This is a genomic window from Streptomyces yongxingensis, from assembly GCF_055597465.1.
This window is the reverse complement of sequence record NZ_CM145717.1, coordinates 557,973-578,912: the sequence shown is the minus strand read 5'-3', so window position 1 is coordinate 578,912 and position 20,940 is coordinate 557,973. Positions and strand designations below refer to the sequence as shown.

At 69.8% G+C, this 20,940-nt stretch carries 12 protein-coding genes and 1 pseudogene; 2 read left to right on the top strand and 11 right to left on the bottom strand.

What is annotated here, in order from left to right; genetic code table 11:
- Nucleotides 1–1,026: 1,026 nt before the first annotated feature.
- Both ACZ6TD_RS02555 and ACZ6TD_RS02550 read right to left on the bottom strand, forming a co-directional pair.
- A complete protein-coding gene (locus ACZ6TD_RS02555; protein WP_471349756.1) occupies nucleotides 1,027–2,457 on the bottom strand; it encodes an arabinofuranosidase catalytic domain-containing protein in 1,431 nt (476 codons plus the stop codon).
- 229 nt (nucleotides 2,458–2,686) lie between these two features.
- A complete protein-coding gene (locus ACZ6TD_RS02550; RefSeq protein ID WP_471349753.1) occupies nucleotides 2,687–2,845 on the bottom strand; it encodes a hypothetical protein in 159 nt (52 codons plus the stop codon).
- A gap of 252 nt (nucleotides 2,846–3,097) precedes the next feature.
- On the opposite strand from ACZ6TD_RS02550, the gene ACZ6TD_RS02545 reads away from it, so the two are divergent.
- Complete coding sequence (locus ACZ6TD_RS02545; protein WP_471349750.1) at nucleotides 3,098–4,252, top strand: serine hydrolase domain-containing protein; 1,155 nt, start codon at nucleotides 3,098–3,100, stop codon at nucleotides 4,250–4,252.
- Nucleotides 4,253–4,370: 118 nt separating this feature from the next.
- Here the strand turns inward: ACZ6TD_RS02545 and ACZ6TD_RS02540 are convergent.
- Together ACZ6TD_RS02540 and ACZ6TD_RS02535 are read right to left on the bottom strand one after the other, a co-directional pair.
- Nucleotides 4,371–5,273 (bottom strand): annotated as a pseudogene (locus ACZ6TD_RS02540) (non-reducing end alpha-L-arabinofuranosidase family hydrolase); the annotation flags it as partial.
- 959 nt (nucleotides 5,274–6,232) lie between these two features.
- Nucleotides 6,233–7,198 (bottom strand): glycoside hydrolase family 6 protein, encoded by a 966-nt coding sequence (locus ACZ6TD_RS02535; RefSeq protein ID WP_471349747.1) that lies wholly within the window; start codon nucleotides 7,196–7,198, stop codon nucleotides 6,233–6,235.
- Nucleotides 7,199–7,626: 428 nt separating this feature from the next.
- On the opposite strand from ACZ6TD_RS02535, the gene ACZ6TD_RS02530 reads away from it, so the two are divergent.
- Nucleotides 7,627–8,640 carry a LacI family DNA-binding transcriptional regulator gene (locus ACZ6TD_RS02530; RefSeq protein ID WP_471349745.1) on the top strand — a complete coding sequence of 338 codons (1,014 nt, stop codon included), beginning with the start codon at nucleotides 7,627–7,629 and terminating at the stop codon, nucleotides 8,638–8,640.
- A gap of 119 nt (nucleotides 8,641–8,759) precedes the next feature.
- On the opposite strand, the gene ACZ6TD_RS02525 is transcribed toward ACZ6TD_RS02530, so the two are convergent.
- The 7 genes from ACZ6TD_RS02525 to ACZ6TD_RS02495 form a co-directional block, all read right to left on the bottom strand.
- Nucleotides 8,760–10,175 (bottom strand): amidase, encoded by a 1,416-nt coding sequence (locus tag ACZ6TD_RS02525; RefSeq protein ID WP_471349743.1) that lies wholly within the window; start codon nucleotides 10,173–10,175, stop codon nucleotides 8,760–8,762.
- A gap of 514 nt (nucleotides 10,176–10,689) precedes the next feature.
- Nucleotides 10,690–13,815 carry an alpha-N-acetylglucosaminidase gene (locus ACZ6TD_RS02520; protein ID WP_471349740.1) on the bottom strand — a complete coding sequence of 1,042 codons (3,126 nt, stop codon included), beginning with the start codon at nucleotides 13,813–13,815 and terminating at the stop codon, nucleotides 10,690–10,692.
- Nucleotides 13,816–13,826: 11 nt separating this feature from the next.
- Nucleotides 13,827–14,726, bottom strand: coding sequence for a beta-glucosidase (locus ACZ6TD_RS02515; RefSeq protein ID WP_471349738.1), 900 nt, complete (start codon nucleotides 14,724–14,726; stop codon nucleotides 13,827–13,829).
- Nucleotides 14,723–15,667 (bottom strand): hypothetical protein, encoded by a 945-nt coding sequence (locus ACZ6TD_RS02510; RefSeq protein ID WP_471349737.1) that lies wholly within the window; start codon nucleotides 15,665–15,667, stop codon nucleotides 14,723–14,725. The genes ACZ6TD_RS02515 and ACZ6TD_RS02510 overlap by 4 nt, the downstream gene beginning before the upstream one ends.
- Before the next feature lie 5 nt (nucleotides 15,668–15,672).
- Entirely contained in the window at nucleotides 15,673–17,106 is a 1,434-nt protein-coding gene (locus ACZ6TD_RS02505; RefSeq protein ID WP_471349734.1) for an alpha-L-fucosidase, read from the bottom strand.
- A gap of 11 nt (nucleotides 17,107–17,117) precedes the next feature.
- On the bottom strand, nucleotides 17,118–19,265 hold the full coding sequence (locus ACZ6TD_RS02500; protein ID WP_471349732.1) for a GDSL-type esterase/lipase family protein: 2,148 nt from the start codon (nucleotides 19,263–19,265) through the stop codon (nucleotides 17,118–17,120).
- A 22-nt stretch (nucleotides 19,266–19,287) separates the two neighbouring features.
- Nucleotides 19,288–20,940, bottom strand: coding sequence for a glycoside hydrolase family 31 protein (locus ACZ6TD_RS02495; RefSeq protein WP_471349729.1), 1,653 nt, complete (start codon nucleotides 20,938–20,940; stop codon nucleotides 19,288–19,290).

The following is a 20,940-nucleotide window of genomic DNA, read 5'->3' as shown; positions in this document are numbered from 1 at the left end:
GGCGGTGTCCCACATCTGGAAGTACTGGGCGCTGTTGACACCCCGGGTCCAGAAGGCGGAGATGTCGGGCTCGTTCCAGATGTCGTAGGAGAACGTGAGCCCCGAAGCCTGCAGCGCTCCCACGGTGGAGTCGATGAAGCGGACCCAGTTGGAGCAGTCGCCGTTGTCGCACGGATACCTCGTGTTCGACGGCTGGCCGCCGTTCGCGCCGTAGATGTCGCTGACGAGCACCTGGTACTGCGCGTGGTAGGGCGGCCGGGTGAGCCGCTTCGCCTGCGCGGTGATCGAGTCGATGTCGGCCCGGGTGGCCGAGCCGTACTGGTAGCCGTCCCTGATCCAGCCGCCGGAGAACCATCCGCCGCCGCGGAAGGCGTTGATCCCCAGCGGCTGGATGAACTGGTCCGCCGGACGGCTGCCGTCTTCGCTGAAGCCGTAGAGGAAGCCCTCTCCCACGCCGGTCGACGGCCCGCGGGTCGACGCCAGGTTCACGCTCAGCGACGTGGCCGAGGCGGCCTGGCTCGTGGCCGTCGCCGGCAGCGGCAGCGCGAGTGCCAGGACGATGCCGGCCACCAGTGCCAGACGGCCGAGTCTCGCTCTCGTCCTCATCCGATCCTCCTGCGGTGGGGCGCCGCTGAGTTGCGGCGCGCGTGCTGGACGGGGCCGCCACCCGTGCGTGCCGGGTGCGGCGCGGCGACGTGCCGGGGCGGCGGTCGGATGCCGCCCCGGAGTCGAGCGAGGGTCGCTCACCGGGTCAGCCCGGCGACCGTCGCTGGTTGGACTGGCCGTTGCAGGCCCACAGTTCTACGGGTGCCGTTGGCGGTGGAGGCGCCCGTCACGTCCAGGCACCTGCCCGCACCCACCGCGTGCGGCTCGCCGGTCATGCTCGTGCCCGCCGCCACTGGTGCCGCCCGCGACCCGGTACATCACCGTGCCGCGGGCCGGCACCGAGGCGCTGATCGTGCCGGAGGCGGTGGCCGTTCTTTGACGTGCTGGGGGACCGCCACCTCACGCGGACGCGAATGGGGCTCAGCGGTAGCCGGCCGCCGTGACATTGGCCTGTACCGCGTTGTCGGTCGCGTCCGAGGGGTAGCCGGTGACGATGGCTCCTTCGTAGAAGGTGCCGGCGCTCAGGTTGGCCCCGCCGCCGGGCTTGCAGCAGTCGCCACCGCTTCCCAGGACGATGGCTCCTTGCTTCTTCATGGGGCTGTATCCGCTGGGAAGCCCGCCGTTCCACAAGGTGGTCAGGCCGCCGGATTGCGCGTTGCCGCCCTTGAGGGCGAACCTCGACGTCCCGTTGTTCTTGAGCATCGCGGTGACGAACTTGCCGGGGAAAGCCCGCTGGTTGGTGTTCCAGGACTGGCTGCCTCCGGAGTACAGGCCCCATTCGAGATCGGCCTGCACCCAGGGACCGCCTCCCGAGCAGCCGCCGAACCAGCACTCGGTGCCGAAATTGATCGCGTCCATCGCCCCGGCGGCGTCGGCCTTCCTGTCCGTCTCACTGTTGCCGTAGTCGAAGCAGCAGCCGCCGTTGACGTGGGTGCCGCTGGTCACCATGTACGCCCCTTCGGGTGCGGCACCGGTCGGCACGCCCGTCAGGTGACCGTCCCGCCAATAGCTGTTCCCCGGATTGATGTACAGCGAGTACGCCTTGGTGCCCCCGGCGGTCAGCGACTCGGAAGTCGCCTTCGCGGGGCTGCTCTGACTCGAGCCCGGGACCTGGGCCGATCCCTGGTACCACAGGTCGTTGCCGTGTCCGGACTGGTCGTAGACCGCCGTGATCACGCACGAGGTACCCGCGCAGAACGAGTCCTGCGCCGCCGCGTTGACGAAGCCGCCGGGCGCCAGCACGCCGATGTCCCTGGTCGCGTTGTCCGAGGAGCGCCTGACCTGGTAGAGAGTGCCGCTGTACGAACCGTAGAGCGCCCGCACCGTGCTGTGCGCGGCCACGCACGGCGTACCGCCCTCGGAGTAGATGTCGCACGGGCCGGACCCGCCGGACCCGGGCGGAGGTGGTGTGCTCCACTTCTGGTTGCTTTGACCATTGCAGGTCCACAGGATGACCGCGGTGCCATTGCTGGTGCCCGCCCCGTTGACGTCCAGGCACAAGCCGGACTGGACACCGGTGATGGACCCGTCGGAGTTCTGCCGCCACATCTGGGTCGACCGCCCGTCGCACGACCAAATGATCACCGGAGTTCCCGGAGCCGTCTGGCTGTCGCGGGCGTCCACGCACCGGGTGCCGCTCATCGTCCTCAGCTCACCCGCCGACGTGAACTCGAACACCTGATTCACCTGGTCGTTGCAGTCCCAGATGTCCAACGCCGTTCCCAGCGTGTCGGCGTTGCCCTTGACGTCCAGACACCGCCCCGACGCCGAGCTCACCAGGGGGGCCGTCACCGTCGGCGCCGATGCCGACCATGTCGGCGCGGTCGCCAGCAACATGGTCAGCAGTGCCATCACGCATACGGCGGCGGCCGCCGGTAAGCGTGGTCCACGAGCCGCGGGGCTCCGGAGCGAAACAGATGAAAGCTGCATTCTGCTCCTTGAATATGCGGGGAAGGGGACAAACAGTGCCGTGTCTGTCCGAGGGGACACGCTCAAGGCCGCTGCCACCGGCATGGCCGCGGACCCCGGGCGTTCCTGTTGGCGTTGCCGCCAGCGCGTTCGACTTGCCCTTCCATTCGGCTCACAGGAAGGCCGGCTGCGCGTAGCCGTCGGCCCCTCCCGTCAGGGTGCGGTCGACGGTGGAGGGCGCGGGCGAAGGTGCGATCCGGATGAGGACATGGGGCGACTCTCCCTTGAGGGCAAGAGCGCCCGAGAGCATCCACAGAGAACCCTCAGACATCCCATGTCCCATAGTGATTCCACCGGTTCTTCACACTGTCAATAGGCATGTCTCCGTCAATCGGAGCCCGATCCATCCCATGTTTCTTTTGCGCTGGTCAGCCCACCGTGACGGTACGCCGAAACCCGCGCCCGGCGACGGCCGCCTCGTCGAGCGCGGGTTGAGGTCGGTGTCGAGACCCGGCACGAGGCTCATCCGCATGCCGCCCGCTACTGTCCGCTGAGGCTGCGTCAGGTGTTAGCGTGAGCCGCTATGAGCAGCATAGAGGGAAGGCACGACGCCCGATTCGACACCGTCCGCGCCAAGTTCGAACAGAACGTGGCCTCCGGCGAGGAACTGGGCGCGTCCCTGGTCCTCGACATAGACGGCGACGTGGTCATCGACCTGTGGGGCGGCTTCCGCGACCCGGCTCACACCGTGGCGTGGGACGAGCACACCATCACCAATGTGTGGTCGACGACGAAGGCCGTCACCAGCCTGGCAGCGCTCATGCTCGTCGACCGTGGCGAACTCGACATCCACGCACCGGTGGCCGAGTACTGGCCCGAGTTCGCCGCCAACGGCAAACAGGGCGTCGAAATCCGCCACCTTCTTTCGCACACCTCCGGGGTCGCCGGTCTCGATCAGCCGGCCGTGCTCGAGGACCTCTACGACTGGGAGAAGTCCACCGCGCGGATGGCCGCTCAGGCCCCGTGGTGGGAGCCGGGGACGGCCTCGGGCTACCACATGACGAACTTCGGTCACTTGCTCGGCGAGGTCATCCGGCGCGTGAGCGGAAAGCCCCTGAAGCGGTTCGTCACCGAGGAACTCGCCGGCCCGCTGGGTGCCGACTTCCAGATCGGTGCCGCCGAGGAGGACTGGGGCCGGATCGCGAACGTGATTCCGCCACCCCCCATGCGGTTCGACGCCGACGCCCTGGGAGCGGACAACCCGGGCGTCAAGGCCGCGAGCGGACCCTTCATCGAGGCGAACGATGCCAACACACCGCGCTGGCGCCGCGCGGACATGGGCGCGGTGAACGGGCACGGCAACGCTCGCTCCGTCGCACGTGTGCTGTCCGCGATCGCCCGCGGCGGTGAGGTCGACGGCATCCGCCTGCTCGGCCCGGACACGATCGATCTCATCTTCAACGAACAGGCCAACGGTGTGGACGTGGTCCTTGGCATCCCGCTGCGCTGGGGCGTCGGCTATGCGTTGCCCAAGAAGGACACCATCGCCTGGATCCCTGACGGAAAGATCTGCTTCTGGGGAGGCTGGGGCGGGTCAGTGATCATCATGGACCTCGATCGGCGCATGACGATCTCCTACGTGATGAACAGGATGGCCCCCGGCATCATCGGTTCCGACCGAAGCGGCACCTACGTCACGGCCATCTACGACGCGCTTCGGACACACCCGGTCACCTGAGAAGTGCTTCTTTCCTCGCAACCAACAGGACTCTCGACAAGCCCTGTCGTTGCAGGTCAGAAGCACTTCTCGCGTTTGTGATCAAGCCTCGGACAGCCCGCCCGACGAAAGCGCGAGGTCAGCGCTTCAGGGTAAGGACACCCGGCCGCCAGGGCAGTTGGTCGTAGGGGCCGCCGGCGGAGGGCGACTTGCCCTGGTAGAGGAACTGCAGGTTACAGGGGTCGATGGTCATGGTCTGGTCGGGGTTGTTGCGGACCAGGTCACCGTGGCTGATGTCGTTGGTCCAGGTGGCACCGCTGTTGGCCTTGCCCGCGAAGGGGTTGCTTTCGCTGCTGGCCTGCGGGGTCCACGAACCGCTCAGGCTGGAGGCCGTGAACGAGCGGAAGTAGCGACCATTCGCACCGATCGCCTCAACGATCATGAGGTACTGGTTCTGGTCCTGAACCTTGTAGACCTGCACCCCCTCGAACAGGTTGTTCGTCGAGTCGCTCATGACCGTCGTGTACGACGAGCCGAAGTTGCCCGGGAAGTTCCCGATCGGCATGCTCGCTCGGTAGATCTTGCCGTTGTCACCGGCGAAGAACAGGTACATGTTCTGGCCGTCACCGATCAGGGTCTGGTCGATCGGGCCGGTGCCGGAGCCGGAGATGCTACCGGTGAACAGCGGCTGCGGCGAGGACCAGCCGTTGGGGTTGGTGGGGTCGCTCGACGTGCGGTAGATGAAGGGCCACGCACCCCACTGGTACGCCAGCACCCAGATGTTCTTGGGCGCGAAGTAGAACAGCGTGGGCGCCACCGCGGACTGGCTCATCCCGGTCTGGCCGGCCGACGCCATGTCCGACCAGTTCGTGAAGGGACTGAACCTCATCGAGCCGTAAGACGAGCCCGACACGTTCGACGCGTAGACCAGGTGCTTGCCGTTGTACACCACGTTGGTGAAGTCCTTGAGCGAGACCCACCCGTTGGCCGGCTGCGCCAACACACCCGTCGACGTCCACCGGTACGTCGACGGAAGAGAACACGCGCTGGTGGCCGCCTGAGCCGGGTTGGCGACGAGCGTCGCCGCCAACGAGGCCAAGGCCGCAGCCGAGGCGCCGAGCATCACAGACAGGCGTTTGCGGTTGAAACTTCCTCTGCGCATGAGGACCTCTTGATTCTTGAGCAAGCGGTTCCGGTTGGCCCCGTCAGAGGCTGTCCGGACTGTCGATGTGGTGCGTGCGTTCGCCCGGTGCCTTCGGGCCGCTGCGAACCGCACCGGCTGACCGTGTTCGCCGTCCTGTCCGGGCCGCTTGGGCGCCCAGAGTGGAGGCTCCGTCGGTGCTGCGGGAGAAACTCCCGGCGTGCCGCGCCGGGGAGGATGTCCGCGCTCGTGCGCAGCCAGATGCGGCTGCCCGGAACGGGCCGCGCTCACGAGCTCGTGGCCGGTGCCGGTTGCTGTCCATGGTCTACGTACTCCTTGCGGCTCGGCCGTTTCGGTGGGCGTGGCCCGGAGGCGTCCTGCTGTGCGAGTGGAGCAGCTCTGGCGTGTCCGCGATATCGAACAAGGGTCGAAGTATCGAGCAACCTGGATGGTAGGGGACCGGTGAGTGGCGTCAATACCTCTCGCAAGATTCGCGGGCGACGCCGAAAATTCTCGCAGGGCTTTCTGGATGCAACGTCGCAGGTCAAGCCGATCGAACGCACCGATCTCCTCATCCGCACGGACAGCGCCGCAGGTGCCCATCCGGACGGCACACGGATCACCGTCCGCCGGGAACGCCCGTATCCCGGCGGCGCGGTGATGAATGGAAAGTGGCATCGGCAGCTCACCCCAGGCGCCGTGCAGGCCGCCGCCCTGCGCGGAGAAGCTGTAGGCCAGACCCCGGAATCGTATTTCCGAGGGGGACAGGGTCCGCGGAGAAGTCCGTGGCCGGGGTGTGGCGGACGGTGCCCGTGGCCCGGTCGCGGGGCAGGGGTGAACCAGGCCACGGGAGTCCTGGATCAGTAGCCGTAGATCATCTTGTAGGCGGCCTCGGGGAGGAACTGTCCGGCCGAGGAGCCGGCTCCGACGCCGCAGTTGCCGTCGGACTCGCCCGGGGTCTTGATCCACAAGAGCATCTCGGCTCCTCCGCCCAGCTGGGTGGGGGTGCCGATACGGCGGCCTGAGGGGTTGCACCACTGGCCATTGGAGCCGTTGCCGTTGCGGCTGGTGTCCACGACGAACGGCTTGGTGTAGCCGTAGCGGGCGTTGAGTTCACGGTTGACGGCGTTGCCGTAGGCGGTGTTCTCGCTCGTGGTGAAGTAATTGGAGACGTTGAGGGAGAAGCCGTGGGCCTGTCGGAGGCCGGCTTCGTGGAGGCGCCGGGCCATGGTCGCCGCGTCCGCCCAGCCCGGGTTGCCGGCGTCGAGGTAGACCCAGGTGTTGGGGGCCTGGCGGCTGAACTGGGCGAGGGCGCCGGTGAGCATGCCCTCGCGTTCGTCGATCTGAGCCTGGGTCATGCAACCGTAGTCCCCGAGAGAGTCCGGTTCGAGGATGACGACAGCCGGGCGGTTGGCGATCCCGCCGGCGAACTGGGCGATCCAGGTCGCGTAGGCGGACGGCGAAGCGGCCCCGCCCGCGGAGTGCCCGCCGCAGTAGTCGCGGTTGTATATGTTGTAGGCGACGAGGATGGGCAGTTTATCCCCTTGGTCCGCAGCGCCCGCGTACGCGCCGGTAGCGGTGCCGATGGTGCCGCTCCAGGAGCCGAACCAGCGGGCCATCGGGGTATTGGCGATGGAGGCGTTGATCGCGGACGCCCGGCCGTCGCCGGGGTTGGCGGCGACCCACCTCTTCGCGCTGGAGTCGGGGTCCACATAGAACCCGTTGGTCATGGTGGTCGGGTCGGCCGCGTGGGCGGACGGTGCGATGGCGAGCGCCAGCGGCAGAGCGAAGAGCGCTGCCATCAGGGCGCGGAGTCCGTGGCGCATGGCTGTACCTCGGTTTCCTGACAGGGGTGTGTCGCACGCTCTCGGTCACGAGCGAGCGACGCGCTGAGGAAGTGCGGTGGTACGACGCCCCCTTGTGTCGGTGACTCTCCCGCAGGGACGACAGGGTCGAAGGTCGGCAGCGAGCGTTGGGAGCGCTCCCACTGGAAGCGCTCCCAAAAGCGCTGAGAGCACCTGGGGTGTGGTCCGTATCGTGTTGCGGGCTGGTCAAGCTGTCAAGGGTCGACGTACAACTCGCCCTTCACAGGGCGAGGACAAGGCTCTACAGTCCCACCGTTGGAAGCGCTCCCAGCTATCCGGTCCCTGACGGCTCCGTACCCGTCCTCCGCCGCCCACCGGACGGGTGGCAGCGGCATGAGCCGCAGGTTGGACGCTTCCCGTTCCGATCGAGAGGGAAGGGCTCATGACCCATGGCAGAAGACGCGCCGCGTCGGCAGCCGACGCTCGACGAGGTGACCGAACTCGCCGGCGTCTCCCGCTCCGTGGCCTCCCGCGCGATCAACAACGCACCGCACGTCAGCCGCGCCAAACGCGAGGCGGTCGAGCGGGCCGTCCGGCAACTCGGTTACGTACCCAATCCGACCGCCCGCGCTCTGGCCACCCGCCAGACAGGAGCGGCCGCCCTGGTCGTCTCGGGAGAGGATCCGTCGATCTTCGCGGATCCGTTCTTCGCCCAGGTGATCGTGGGAGCGTCGGCCGCTCTGGAGGAGGCCGACCTGCATCTGATGCTGTGCCTGGCGGCTTCCGGCCGGAGCCGCAAGCGGGTGGAGGAGCTCCTTCGGTCCAAGGGCGCCGACGGCGTCATGCTGATGGCGCTGCGTGAGGACGATCCGCTGGCCCGTGCGGCCGAGGAGGCGGAGATGCCCGTCGTGTTCGGCGGACGCCCGGTCGGTACGGTTCCTCGCTGGTACGTGGACGTCGACAACGTCGGTGGAGCGCGCGAGGCGACCGAGTACCTCATCTCGCGCGGCCGGACTCGCGTAGCCGCGATCTGCGGGCGGCTGGACACCGAGGCCGGACGCGCCCGGTACCGCGGCTACCGGGACGCCATGCTGGCAGCCGGCCTTGCTCCGTTCCCGCCGCAGGAGGGGGACTTCACCGAGCCCAGCGGGGCCGCCGCCATGGCCGCACTGCTGGCGAACCACCCCGACGTGGACGGGGTGTTCGCCGCCAGCGACAACATGGGCGCGGGAGCGCTGCGTGCGTTGCGCGAGGCCGGCCGACTGGTCCCCGCCGACGTCGCGGTGGTCGGCTTCGACGACCTGGCCGTCGCCCAGATCGCCGATCCGCCCCTCACCACCGTCCATCAGCCCATAGCGGCTTTCGGCCGGGAGATGGCGCGCATGCTCGTCGCACTCATCAGCGGACAGGACCCCACCCCGCTGATCCTGCCCACCCGCCTGGTCACCCGCGCCAGCGCCTGACGAGCAGGTCCGGCGGCGCCCGCGCAGCAGCAGAACATCGAGTGACCGGCGAGGCAACCGGCGAGGCAACCGGCGACGACGCCGCCTGACGGGGCCGACGCCCGCGCGCATGCGACGGATCAGTGCCGCGCGAGGTCGGGGGAGCGGTGGCGGACGGGACTGACCGACTCGAGTGCCGCGCCCAGACGCAGGACGGTCGTCTCGTCGAACCAGCGGGAGACGAGCTGGACACCGATCGGCAGGTTGCCGTGGCCGACCCCGAACGGCAACGACAGCGCGGGCAAGCCGGTGAGGTTGAACGGCACGGTGGCGCGCATGATGCCGGACGCCGGTACCGTTCGGTCCCCGACCCGGAACGTCGGCTGCGCATGAGGCGGGGCCGGTACGGGACACACCGGGCACAGCAGCGCGTCGTAGCGGTCGAAGTATCCGGCGAACAGCCCACTGAGGGCCTCGACTTGCTGTTGCGCGGCGATGTAGTCGTCCAGCGCCACCTCCGGAGCGGTGATCGTGCGTCGCATGACGGTGTGCAGTTCGGACTCGCGGCCGGCGGCCACCCGCCGAAAGTACGGCACCGTCTCGGCGGTGAACAGGATGGCGCTCAGCGCGGTCCCGTCGATCGTCTCCAGCGTTTCCAGGGGAGCGGGTTCGACGGTGCAGCCGGCTTCGCGCAGCGCATCGGCCGCGGCCGACACCGTGGCCGCCACCTCACGGTCCACCGGACCGAATCCGGGTTCCGTCATCCATCCGACGCGCAGCCCGGCCACCTCCTTCGAAGGGTCGGTGTGGGGCGGTGAGTGCCGCACCTCACCATCCGCGCCGTCGGGCCCGGACAGAACGCGCAACACCGTCGCGATGTCCCGCACACTGCGCGCCATCGGGCCGACGTGCCAGTAACGACGGGGAACGTCCGGCCAGTGTCCGGTGATCGGAATTCTCCCCCGGGTTGCCTTCAGGGCGACGATCCCCGTGTCATGCGCGGGGCCGCGCACCGAGATGGCGACGTCACTGCCCAGCCCGAGTGGCGACATCCCGGCCGCGATCGCGGCCGACTCGCCGCCGCTGGAGCCTCCGGGTGTGCGTTCGACGTCCCAGGGGTTGCGGCACCGGCCGACGAGCAGGTTGTCGGTTTCGGTCCAGTAGGAGAACTCGGGCAGGTTCGTCTTGGCCAGCGGAATCGCACCGGCTGCCCGAAGCCGCGCCACCGCGGTCGCGTCCGCCGCCGCGACATGATCGCGGAACAGCGCGGAGCCACGCGTGGTCACGACGCCCTCGACGTCCAGCGCGTCCTTGACCGTGAAGGGCACACCGTGGAGGGGCCCGAGCGGGGCACCGGCCATGACCGATTCATCAGCGGCTCGTGCCGCGGCGAGTGCCTGCTCGGCGAGCACCGTCACCATCGCGTTGAGCCGTGGGTTGACTTCGTCGATCCGGTCCAGATGTGCCCGCACCACCTCGACCGCCGACACCTGCCGTGTTCCGATCAGCTCGGCCAGCTCGGTCGCGTCCCGGTAAAGAGACCTGTCCACACTCATCCACCCTTCATATACCGCTCGGGACGTCAACACTGCGCTGGTCAGCCGGGGATGTGCAACGTGCTCGCGGACGTCCGTCGCGGCGCACCGGTCGCCAGCCTTGAGAGGCCATGGCCGGGCGCCGCCGTGCTGGACAGATCAACGACAGCCAGTGTGATGTGGTGGTCGGCTCGCCGTCGACAAGCCCTGGCTTCGTCCCAGTGGTCGTAGTGGTCGTAGTGAACGATCCGGCGTGGACGGAGGATCTGGGCGGCTCGGCGGCCTGGGTATTGTCGAGGACGACACAGGCTCCGCCGTGCGGGCGGTGAGCGGGATGTCGGCCGGCAGAGCACGGCCGGAGTTGTCGAGGGTGTCGGCGTGTTCGTCGTGGGAGAGCATGACCACGTCGATGGGGCCGAGGTCGGTGGGGTCGGCGCCGGGGAGCGCGGTCTTCCTCACCGTCGGACCGCCCTCGTGCGGGGAGTCGCCCGGGGTGTCGAAGGCCGGGTCGGGCAGAGCATGGTCCCGGCCCCGCTCAGGTGACGGAGAAGCCCTGGAAAGCAGCGATCCCGCGGGTGCCCGTCCAGCCGTTGGCGGCCGTCATGAACACTCCGATGTCCTGGGCGTCGGCGACGCCGCCGGGGGTGGCCGTGCCCACCGTGGTCCATGAGACGCCGTCACCGCTGCACTCGCCGATGTAGGCGTCGCCGTCGCCGGATCGCGTCAGGCGCAGGTGCACCGGGGCGGTGAGGGATCCGGCCAGTTCGATCGAGTCCACCTTTCCGTTGCCGTCTGAGTCCCAGGACAGCGCGCATCCGTTGGAAGGAGTGACCGCCAGATTGACATACCCGGCCGAGCCGTCGCCGTTCGGGGAGAGATCGTTACGGACCATCAGCCCGGCGCGGGCCCAGCCGCCCGTGCTGTCCTGTGAGGTGACCTTGACCGTGGCGACCGAGGCGGGACCGAATGCGGCGACCCGATGGATCGTGCCGAACTCGTTGGTGCCACCCCATAGATCGGCGCCTGCGCCCTCGATGGCGAGTTCGTCCCCCGACTGGCCGAAGACGGCGTCGTTGAAGGAAGCGGTTCGGTAAGGCGCTTGAACACCGGTCCCCGCCATCAGGCGGACGGCTGCCGAGGCCGAGCCCCGTGAGCCGCCGGTCCGGTAGGACGCGCCCACCGGTACCCGGGAGACCAGCGCACCGGGGGCCGCGGTGAGGGTGACCCGGAAGCTCGCCGAGAAGGTCTCGCCCGGGGCGACGGACGCCGCGGTGGTGGCCCCGACCGGCTCGGCCGCCATCCCCTTCGGCGCGTCGACCGACAGGCTCACCTCCGTCGCGGGGCCGAACCCATTGCGGTTGGTGAACGTCACCGTGACCGTGGCCGGGCGGCCCCCGGCCACCGCTCCCCGGTCGGCGGACGTGGTCAGCGCCGCCTGGTGGGGGTCCGCGGTCAGGGTGTCCCGCACCTGCCGGGCCAGCTTGTGGATGTCGCCCGATGTCCGCACCGGGTAGCTGTCGTGCTGGTGCGCCCAGCGGTCCTCCAGCGCGAACCAGTCGATCTCGACCGGCTGCCGGGCGGCCGCGAGCGCCGCGGACAGCTCGTCGAAGTATGTCTTCCAGCGGAGGTGGTAGAGGCCGCTGAGCAGTCCGGACCACTCCCGGTTGGCGTAGTCGTGCAGCCCCTCCTCACTGCTCGCCCGGTCGCCCCAGGTGGTGATGATCGACCGTGCGTCGTACTCCAGCTGGTCCTTCTCCGCCGTGCTGGCGCCCCAGGAACGGGCGTCGACCAGCCACCGTCCGAGCAGGTGCTGGCCGCTGGTGGCCAGCACTTTGTCCATCAGCCTCATCCAGCCGAGCCAGGTCTTGGTGAGCCGGTCGAAGCGGCCGCGGTCCCCGGCCTCGTACGCCGCCTTGATCTGGGGCAGCAGCACCCGGCTGCGGTTGGACAGCACCTGGCGGGTCACATCGGCCAGGTCGTACCGGTAAGCCGAGCTGTCGCGCAGCCGCGGCGCGACCTGGAGCAGTTCGGTGAGCGCCGCGTCGAAGGCCGTGGTGTCGTAGCGGTCGGCCTCGGGGCCCCATGCGGCGGCCTTGTCGGCGTCCAGGCTCGGCCGGGCGCCGAACAGCCCGTCGGGCGCCTCGCTCCACGCATCCGCGCGGGTCATGTTGTACGCGGTGTCACGGATCGCCTTCCAGGCGGCGACGGCGTGCGGGTCCTCACCGCCGTACCGAGAGGTGGCGTACGAGGCGAACCAGTCGTCGAGGCCGATGGTGCCGGGGGTCCAGGCCAGCTCGGTGAACAGGGCCATCGCGGCGGGGTTGTTGTCGGCGCCCTCCGGCATCATCGCGATCCCGGCGAGCGCGCTGCCCGCCTTGTCCCGCCACTTCGGGTACCACTCCACCCAGTCGGGCGCGTTGGCACCGATCGGAGTGTGACCGCCGAAGTTCCAGATGCTGCCGAAGGCGTACGGGGTGCCGTCCCAGTCGCTCTCCCGGTCGGTGACCGTGGTGTAGCGGTCGGACAGGCCGTCCACGACGAGCATCGTGTTCTTGTCGACCGCACCGAGGATCTCCCCGCTGGGATTGGTCTGCCAGCCCAGGATCGCCCAGATCGCCCCGGGGTGTGCCTTCTGGAGCGCCGCCTCGACGGCCTTGGCCGCCTCGTGGACCGGCACGTCACCGGCCTTCCCGCCCTCGTGCAGCAGGTCCATCTTGTACATCGGGCTGTCGCCGAAGCGTTCCCGCTGGTGCCGGTAGAAGGCGGCGGCGACCTCGGCGAAGAGGTCCGTGCGCGGATCGAGCCAGTCGGGGCGCTTGAAGGCGCCCCAGGTGCCCTGGGCGACCAGCGACGCGCCGGGGTTCTTGGCCAGGAAGTCGTCCGGCACGGTGCCGAAGTAGCCGGGCAGCACGGGGGTCATACCGAGTTCCCGCACCCGGTTGATGATCTTCTCGGCCAGGGCGGCCCGCTGGTCGATGAGCTGCTTGGACACCGGACCGCCGAACCCCGACATGTTCTGCAGCAGCCACCAGGGCTGGTGGGAAGGGGCGGGGATCCACGCCCGCAGCTCGGCGTCCGAATAGCCGAAGTCCTGGAAGGTGTCGTAGTAGACGGCGTCGGCACCGATGTACACCAGCACCTCGTTGATGCCGTGCAGCGCGAGCACGTCGATCTCGCGCTCCCACGCCTTCCAGTCCCGGTAGGCGCCGGTGTAGCCCTCGTTGGTGTCGTTGTACGCGAACCGGTGGGCGACGTTCGCCGCTCCCGTGATCTCCTTGCCGGGCGCGGGCAGCAGCCGCGGCAGGTTCAGCTGCTCGCCGTTCCAGGAGATGTCGGCCTTCGCGGCCCGGGTGAGGTACCGGTTGAACCCGGTGAGCAGTACGGCGGGACTGGTGCCCTCCACCGTCACGCTCCCGGCCCGGCCGGTGACCCTGAAGTGGTCGCCGCCGCCGGTCGCCACCGCGCGCAGCGTGACCTGCTGGTGGTGGGCGGGCACCAGCCGCCGCAGCGCGGCGGTGGCCGGTGCCGTGTCGAACGGACGGGCGCTCCCGTCCGCGGCGGCCGCCCGGGCGGCCTGCGGCCGCGCCAGCAGCAGCGCGCCGCCCACGGCGGCCGCTCCGGTCAGCACTCGTCTGCGGCTGACGCCGTCATTGCTGTTCATGAATGTCCCTTTCACGCGATCGTCATCGCGAAGATGTGCAGGGCGGGGACGCCCGACTGCAGGCCGTCGCTGACCTTCGGCAGCACGACGGCGCGCACCTCCTTGTCCTGCAGCTCGACGCTGAACACATAGAGGCTGACCGGCGTGTCGTCCCGGCCGGTGGAGATGTGGCGGTACGGCACCACCACCGCGGCAGAACCATTCGCCCCGTACCAGTCCGGGACGGCGACGGAGAACGCCTGCCGCGTGCCGTCGGCGTAGAGGACGGCTCCCTCGCCCTTGCCTTCGCCCCAGGTACTGGTGCCGAGGAAGGCCAGCCGGGAGCCCGAGCCGGACTGCAGCACCGTCTGCCCGGAGGCGACGACGTTGTCCTTGTTCCCCGGCCGGGTGTCCGGCCAGGTGAAGGCTGTGCCGTCGTAGGTCACCACCGCCCCCGGTGTCAGCCCGACCGAGGACAGCGCCTGCGCGGACAGGCTGGACCGCGAGCCGTCGATGTCGGCGACCGTGAGGGCGTCGTCGGAGGCGATGCCCGCGTTGTCGAAGGCACCGGAGAGCGAGCGGTTCGGCAGCCGCACCGACGAGGTGGCGCGGGCGCAGTCGGAGCCGTCGCGGTGGACGTCGAAGAGCGCGTGGGCGGTGAACGAGACCACGCCCTCGGCGTCGTCGGCGAGCCGGGTCCGCCAGCTGCGGGTGGCCGTGGCACCGGGCGCCAGGCTGCCCAGACGGGACGGCCGCCCGGTCCCGTCGACGGCCAGGTAGAGCACCGTGTCACGCAGCGCGATCGGGGCGGTGTTGGTGACGGTGGAGGTCAGCGTCACCGCCGAGCCCGCCTCCGGACTCGCGGGCGACACGGTCAGTGAGATGGGCGGGGTGAGGAAGTCCTCTTCGGGACGGTATGCGCGGCTGCTCATGGCGCCTCCACCGAGAAGTGATCGAAGACCGCCCGGACGGTGGTGCCCGGGTAGTTGGCATTGACGGCGCTGGCGATGACTCCCGCGTCGCCGGCGCCGCTCGCCGACGGCACGGTGGCGGTGCCGACCCGCTCCCACGCCAGTCCGTTGCCGGTGGCGTACGCCGTGTAGGTGGTGCCCGAGCGCACCAGGCGCAGCCAGGCGGGGTGGTAGGAGCCGCCGCCACCGGCCCAGGTGTCCAGGTGTCCGTCGCCGTCGCTGTCCGTCATGAATTCGAGGCCGTAGCGGGCGGACATGGTCAGTACCGCGTAGCCGCCCTTTCCGGGTGCGGTCAGGTCGTTGGCGACCGCGATGCCCGACTTGGCGCTGGGGTTCTCGCTGCCGGTCAGGCCGGCCGTCCTGACCTGTACCACGCAGGACTCGGCGGCGGCGCCGGGGAGGTAGATGACCCCTTTCTCGTCGGCGCCGCCGGACAGGTCCCGGCCGCCGGCCCAGATGACCAACTGGCCGGGGGCGTACTGGCCGAACTTGGCGTCGTCGGTGGTGGCGAAGGTGGCGTACGGCTCCCGCACTCCGTTGGGCTCGTAAGGGATGCTGACGGTCCTGGCGGAGCGGGCGCAGTCGGAGCTGTGGCCGTCGACGTCGAAGACGAGGTGCGCGGTGAACGAGACGTCACCCGCCACGTCGGCCGGCATCGCGGTCTGCCAGCCGTGAGTGACCTTCGCGCCGCCCCGCAGGTCGCCGAGGGGGATGGTCCTGGCGGCCGTCGTCGCACCCGGGTCGATCAGGTAGAGCACGGCGTCGCGGAGCGGGAAGGGGCAGTCGTTGGTGAGGTGCGCGGTGGCCGTCACCGTGTCGCCGTCGGCGGGGTCCGCGGGAACCGTGGTCACGGTGAGGGTGGGCCCGAGGGTGTCGAATCGCGTTTCGTCGCGTCCGGTCATCAAGGTCATCCCCGGTCCCAGTCCACGGTGAAGGTATTCGCGATGTCGCTGGGGAGAGCGGAGGGGACCGTGATGTGGATCTTGCCGTCCTTGCGGGTCCACCGCAGCGGGCCGTCGTGGCCGAGCAGCCGGATCGTCGAGGTGGAGCCGATCGGGATGTCGGCGGGCACGGACAGGGTGCCGCCGGGTGCGCCCAGCACGATGATGTTGAACCTGCCGGGGGTGACGGTGTACCGGATGCCGAGTGGGCTGCCCTCCTCCTCGGCCCGCACCCACGGCGTCGAGCCGTAGATCGCCGGGCCGTTGACGTCCAGCCAGGCGCCGATGTCGCGCAGCCGCTCCCGCATAATGGCGGGGATGGTGCCGTCGGGCTTGGGGCCGATGTTCAGCAGCAGGTTGCCGTTCTTGCTGACCACGTCGGCGAGCAGATGGATCAGGAACTCGGAGGTCTTGTAGTCCTCCTCCAGCTCGTGCTTGTTGTAGCCCCAGGAGTAACCCATGGTGATGCAGCACTCCCACTTCTGCGGGTCCATGGTGGGGTTGGTGCGCTGCTCGTAGGTGGCGAAGTCGGAGTGGGTGTCGAAGCGGTCATTGACCACGACGCCCTTGGGCCGGGACCCGTTCTTGGCCTTGTTGTAGTAGTAGGCCATGGGCTCTTCGCTGCGCCACGGCGGCTCCCCGGTGGGCCGGAACCACTGCCCGTCCGCCCACAGCAGCTCCGGGTCGTACCTGTCGATGATCTCGTAGAGCTGCTTCAGCTCGTAGTCGCCGACGTAGTCCTCGACCGGCTTGTAGCCGACCATCGGGATCTCCTCGTCGGTGTAGAAGTTCTTCATCGGGCGGCCGATGGCCGGGTTGAAGAACTCACCGAGCGAGTAGTACAGGCCCGGCCGTACGGTGCCGCGCTTGCGGGCGGCGGTCATCAGCTCACCGACCAGGTCACGCTTGGGGCCGTACTTCACCGAGTGCCGGTCGGTGACCTCGCTGGGGTAGAGGGCGAAGCCGTCGTGGTGCTTGCTGGTCAGCGCGAAGTACTGGGCGCCCGCCTGCTCGAAGAGCTTCACCCAGGAGTCCGGGTCGAAGTTCTCGGCCTTGAACTGCGGGATGAAGTCGTCGTAGACGAAGTCCTGGCCGTAGGTGTCGCGGTGGTATTTCCACTCGGCGCTGTCCTTGAAGCTCTGGTACCACAGGTACCACTCGCCCGCGTTGTGTCGTCCGGTGCCTCCGGGCACCGAGTAGACGCCCCAGTGGATGAAGATGCCGAACTTGGCGTCCTTGTACCAGCGGGGGGCGGGGTGGGTGTCCAGCGAGTCCTTGGTGGGCTCGTAGTCGGGGCGCGCCCCGCCGCCGAGGGCTTGGGCGATCCCCGATGGGCCGAGCAGTACGGCCCCGCCGAGGGCGGTGGCGGTGGTCAGGAGATTTCTGCGGCTGATTGCCATGAAGGTGCCTCTCACTCGGCGACGGAGAAGGAGTCGAAGACAGCTGCGGTGGTCTGGCCCGGATAGGTGAGGTTGACGGCGCTGGCGACCAGGCCCGCGTCGCCGCTGCCGCTCGCCGAGGGCACGGTCGCGGTGCCGACCTGCTGCCAGGCGGTGCCGTCGGCACTGGTGTACGCGGTGTACGTCGTGCCGTCGCGGACCTGCCGCAGCCAGGCGGGGTGGTACGAGGCGCCGCCGCCGGCCCAGGTGTCCAGGCGGCCGTCGCCGTCGCTGTCGGTCATGAACTCCAGGCCGTACTGTGCCGACATGGTCAGTACGGCGTAGCCGCCCTTCCCCGGTGCGGTCAGGTCGTCCGCGACGGCGATCCCGGCCTTGGCGGACGGCCCGCCGCCCGTCTGGCCGACCACCCGGGCGGTGACGCTGCCCGAGCGCGGCGCGGCGCCGGGCAGGTAGACGGCCGCCTTCTCGTCCTGCCCACCGGACAGGTCCCGGCCGCCCGCCCAGATGGCGAACTGGCCACTGTTCGGACCGCTGTTCTGGGCGTACTGGGCGTCGTCGGCCGTGGCGGTCGTCAGGTACGGCGCCCGCACCCCGGAGGGGACGGGGACGACGGTGGCGTCCACGCTGTCGGAGTCGTGCCGTGGCCGGCCGCCCTGGCGCCAGGAGGCGCGCACTTCGACCGGGTGGGTGCCCCACGCCGCGTCGGCCGCGGGAGTGACGGTCCAGGTGACGGCGGCACTGTCGCCCGGGGCGAGGGTGCGGATCCGCGCGCTGCCGGCCGGTTCGGCGGACCACCCGCGCGGCAGTTCCAGACGGGTGCCGACGCGGGTGACCGCGGTGGGGCCGGTGTTGGTGACGGTCGTGGTCACCTCCGTGGCCTGACCGGCTCGCAGGCTCGGCTGGTAAGGGGTCAGCCGGACGCGGGCCGAGGGGCAGTCGCGGGCCACGCCGAGGGCGGCCAGGTCGACCGCGTCGGCGAATGCTTTCATCCCGGTGTCGTTCGGATGCAGATGGTCGCCCGAGTCGAACGCGGCGGCGTACCGGGTGGGATCGTCCGGGTTCCGGACCGCCTTGTCGAAGTCGGCGTACCCGTCGAAGACGCCGCTGGAGTCGCGGACGAACGCGTTGACCCGCTGCCGGTCGGCCTCCTTGTCCTCGGTCCACCAGTCGCCCCACCCCCGGTACGGGACCACGGTGGCGCCGATCACCCGCAGCCCGCGGGCGTGGGCCCGCCGCGCGACCTGCCGCATACCGTCGATCACCTGGTCGCCGGTGGCGCCACCCCAGCTGAGGTCGTTCACGCCCTCGAACAGGATCACCGTCCGGGCGTTGGGCTGGGACAGCACGTCGCGCTCCAGCCGGTCAAGCGCCGACGGGTTGCCGTCCGTCCCGGCGGTGATCCGGTTCCCGCTGATGCCCTCGTTGAGCACCCCGGCGGTCGACGAGCAGGCCGACAGCCGGGCTGCCAGGTAGTCGGGCCAGCGCCGGTTGGCGTTCGCCGTGGACGACGCCCCGTCGGTGATGGAGTCGCCGAGCGCCACCACGGCGCCCTTCGCGTCACCGCCCGCAACGTCGACCCCGGTCAGGAACGGGAAGGTGGAGTCGGTCCGGGTGAAGGCGTCCCCGTCGGCGTCCGAGGCGTGGTCGCCACCGCCGTCGGGCGTCCAGTAGACGGTCTGGAGGCCCATCCAGTGCTGGCTGACATGAGTGAGCCGGCCCGGGAAGTACAGGCTGACCACCAGGTCGGTACGGGCGGGCACGGCGAGCCGGAGCGGGTCACTGACCGCCTGCTCGCCCGCCGCGATCGTCACCTCCCGCTTCCCGCCGAACCGCAGGTCGTACGGGTGCGGCACGGCGGAACCGCTGCCGCGCAGCCCCACGGTGGCGTGACCGATCGTCACCAGTTGGTCGGTGAACCCGTTGGTCAGCCGGATCCGCGCGCTCGACCCGCCGGCGCTGACGCGCACCGGTATGCGAACGGTCACCTCCGAGGTGCCGGGGTCGTACGAGGCGTGCTGCGCGGTGGCCCACGTACCCGTCCAGGCCGGCTGCCCGGCCTCGGCCGGCGCTGCCATGAGCAGCGCCGCCAGGGTGGCCGCCAAGCCCGCGGCCAAGGCCGCGAATCCGCGGTGTCCGAGCCCTCTGAACACTCCGAGCACGGGTCCTCCTCGGGAATGGTCGCTACCGCGCCGCGTCGGCGCGGTGGAACGCCTTGAGCGCCTTGGCGGCCCCCTTGGCCTTGAGCTTCACGAACGCCGGGGTGATCCCGAGAGGCGCCGCGTAGTCCTTGAGCGTCACGGGGCCGTGGACGACCGTGCCGCGGCCGACGTCGCGCCACACTCCGGACGGCATGAAGATGTCCCGGGTGGCACCCTCGTCGAGCTGGGGCGCGGCCAGCACGGCCGGGCCGAGCATCCACTCATCGGAGACGGTGTAACTCGCCTGGTCCGCCGGGAAGTCGAAGAACAGCGGCCGCATGATCGGATCACCGGTCTTCAGCGTCTTCCGCACCTGGTCCCAGATGTACGGGGCCAGCCGCTCGTGCGTGGCGATGGCCGCGCGGTAGCGCTCGACCGTCTCCCGGTCATAGCCGACCCACTCGCCGGTCGTCGCGTCCCGTACGCCGGTGGGCGAGGTCGACGCGTACATGAGGGGCATCAGGGAAGCCGCCTGCGCCCAGCGGACCAAGACCGCCTTGGTGGGCGGCGGATACAGGAGCGAGCCGCCGATCATGTCGGTCTCGACGAACGGGTAACCGACCGTGGACACGGCCAGGTTGGCCGAGACGGAGGCGCGCAGCCCCCCGAAGGTGGCCGGCTTGTCGGCTGTGCGGGTGGCGAAGCCCTTGGCCTGCGCGGCGTTCCACGCGACCCGTAACCCCGCACCCTGTTGGTCGAACTCGTCGGCCAGTTCGGTGCCGTAGGCCACATAGTCGGCACGGGTCGCTCCCGGGTAGGGCGCGCACCGGTCGTCGAAGAAGGCGGTGTCGAACGTGAATCCGGCCACTCCGGATTCGCGCGTCTGCGCCTTCAGACCCTCGGTGTACCACTGCCGCGCGGCCGGATTCGCCAGGTCGATCAGCCCGGTCCGGCGGCCGTTCCACCAGGTGAACAGGCATGGCTTGGACGGGTCGGAGCTATCCTTCAGCAGATACCCGTGGTCGACGGCGTAGGAGAAGTCGGCGGCGGTCTCGGGCATGTACAGACCGGTCCACATGCCGAGGTCGAATCCGAGGCGGCCGAGTTCCTCGGACAGGGCGGACAGACCGGGGAAGCGTTCGCCGAAGCCGGCCGCGATCACGCTCTCCTCGACCTGTACCGCGTGCCCGTCGAGCCCCGCGTCGGCCAGCGAACGGGCCCAGTCGATGACGTTGTCCTGGTTCTGCTCCGTGTAGAGCTGGGCCCAGGAGTTCCACAGCGGGGTCGCGTATTGCTCGTAGGGAGGGTCGGAGCGCTCGGGTTTGCCGACCAGCTCGATGTGGTCGCGATACACCTCGGCCGGGGTGTCCTCGACGAACACGGTGGAGGCCGCGGGCCGCTCTCCGGTCACGGTGAACTCTCCGAGCCCGTTGCCGCCGGAGTTGATGCGCACGTCCATCGGCTCACCGGTGTCCACCCGCAGCCCGGTGGCGCTCGCGGTGTACCAGAAGGGGGCCACCACCTGGTACGACGCCGGGCTGAACCCGGTGTCCACCAGATGCCCGGAGTCCAGCGGCCACGGCTGGACCGTCTGGTCGCTGTTCTCGCCGTGCCCGTACCAGTGCCCGGCGCTCGCGCCGAGCAGCGGGGCGGCCAGGGCCAGCGCCGCCGAGCAGCGGCGGAGGGTTCGGCACAC

Coding starts and splice junctions, on each gene's coding strand:
- ACZ6TD_RS02545 (WP_471349750.1), top strand. CDS start 3,098: ATGAGCAGCATAGAGGGAAGGCACGACGCCCGATTCGACACCGTCCGC.
- ACZ6TD_RS02520 (WP_471349740.1), bottom strand. CDS start 13,815: ATGAACAGCAATGACGGCGTCAGCCGCAGACGAGTGCTGACCGGAGCG.
- ACZ6TD_RS02530 (WP_471349745.1), top strand. CDS start 7,627: ATGGCAGAAGACGCGCCGCGTCGGCAGCCGACGCTCGACGAGGTGACC.
- ACZ6TD_RS02515 (WP_471349738.1), bottom strand. CDS start 14,726: ATGAGCAGCCGCGCATACCGTCCCGAAGAGGACTTCCTCACCCCGCCC.
- ACZ6TD_RS02505 (WP_471349734.1), bottom strand. CDS start 17,106: ATGGCAATCAGCCGCAGAAATCTCCTGACCACCGCCACCGCCCTCGGC.
- ACZ6TD_RS02550 (WP_471349753.1), bottom strand. CDS start 2,845: ATGTCTGAGGGTTCTCTGTGGATGCTCTCGGGCGCTCTTGCCCTCAAG.
- ACZ6TD_RS02510 (WP_471349737.1), bottom strand. CDS start 15,667: ATGACCGGACGCGACGAAACGCGATTCGACACCCTCGGGCCCACCCTC.
- ACZ6TD_RS02525 (WP_471349743.1), bottom strand. CDS start 10,175: ATGAGTGTGGACAGGTCTCTTTACCGGGACGCGACCGAGCTGGCCGAG.
- ACZ6TD_RS02555 (WP_471349756.1), bottom strand. CDS start 2,457: ATGGCACTGCTGACCATGTTGCTGGCGACCGCGCCGACATGGTCGGCA.
- ACZ6TD_RS02535 (WP_471349747.1), bottom strand. CDS start 7,198: ATGCGCCACGGACTCCGCGCCCTGATGGCAGCGCTCTTCGCTCTGCCG.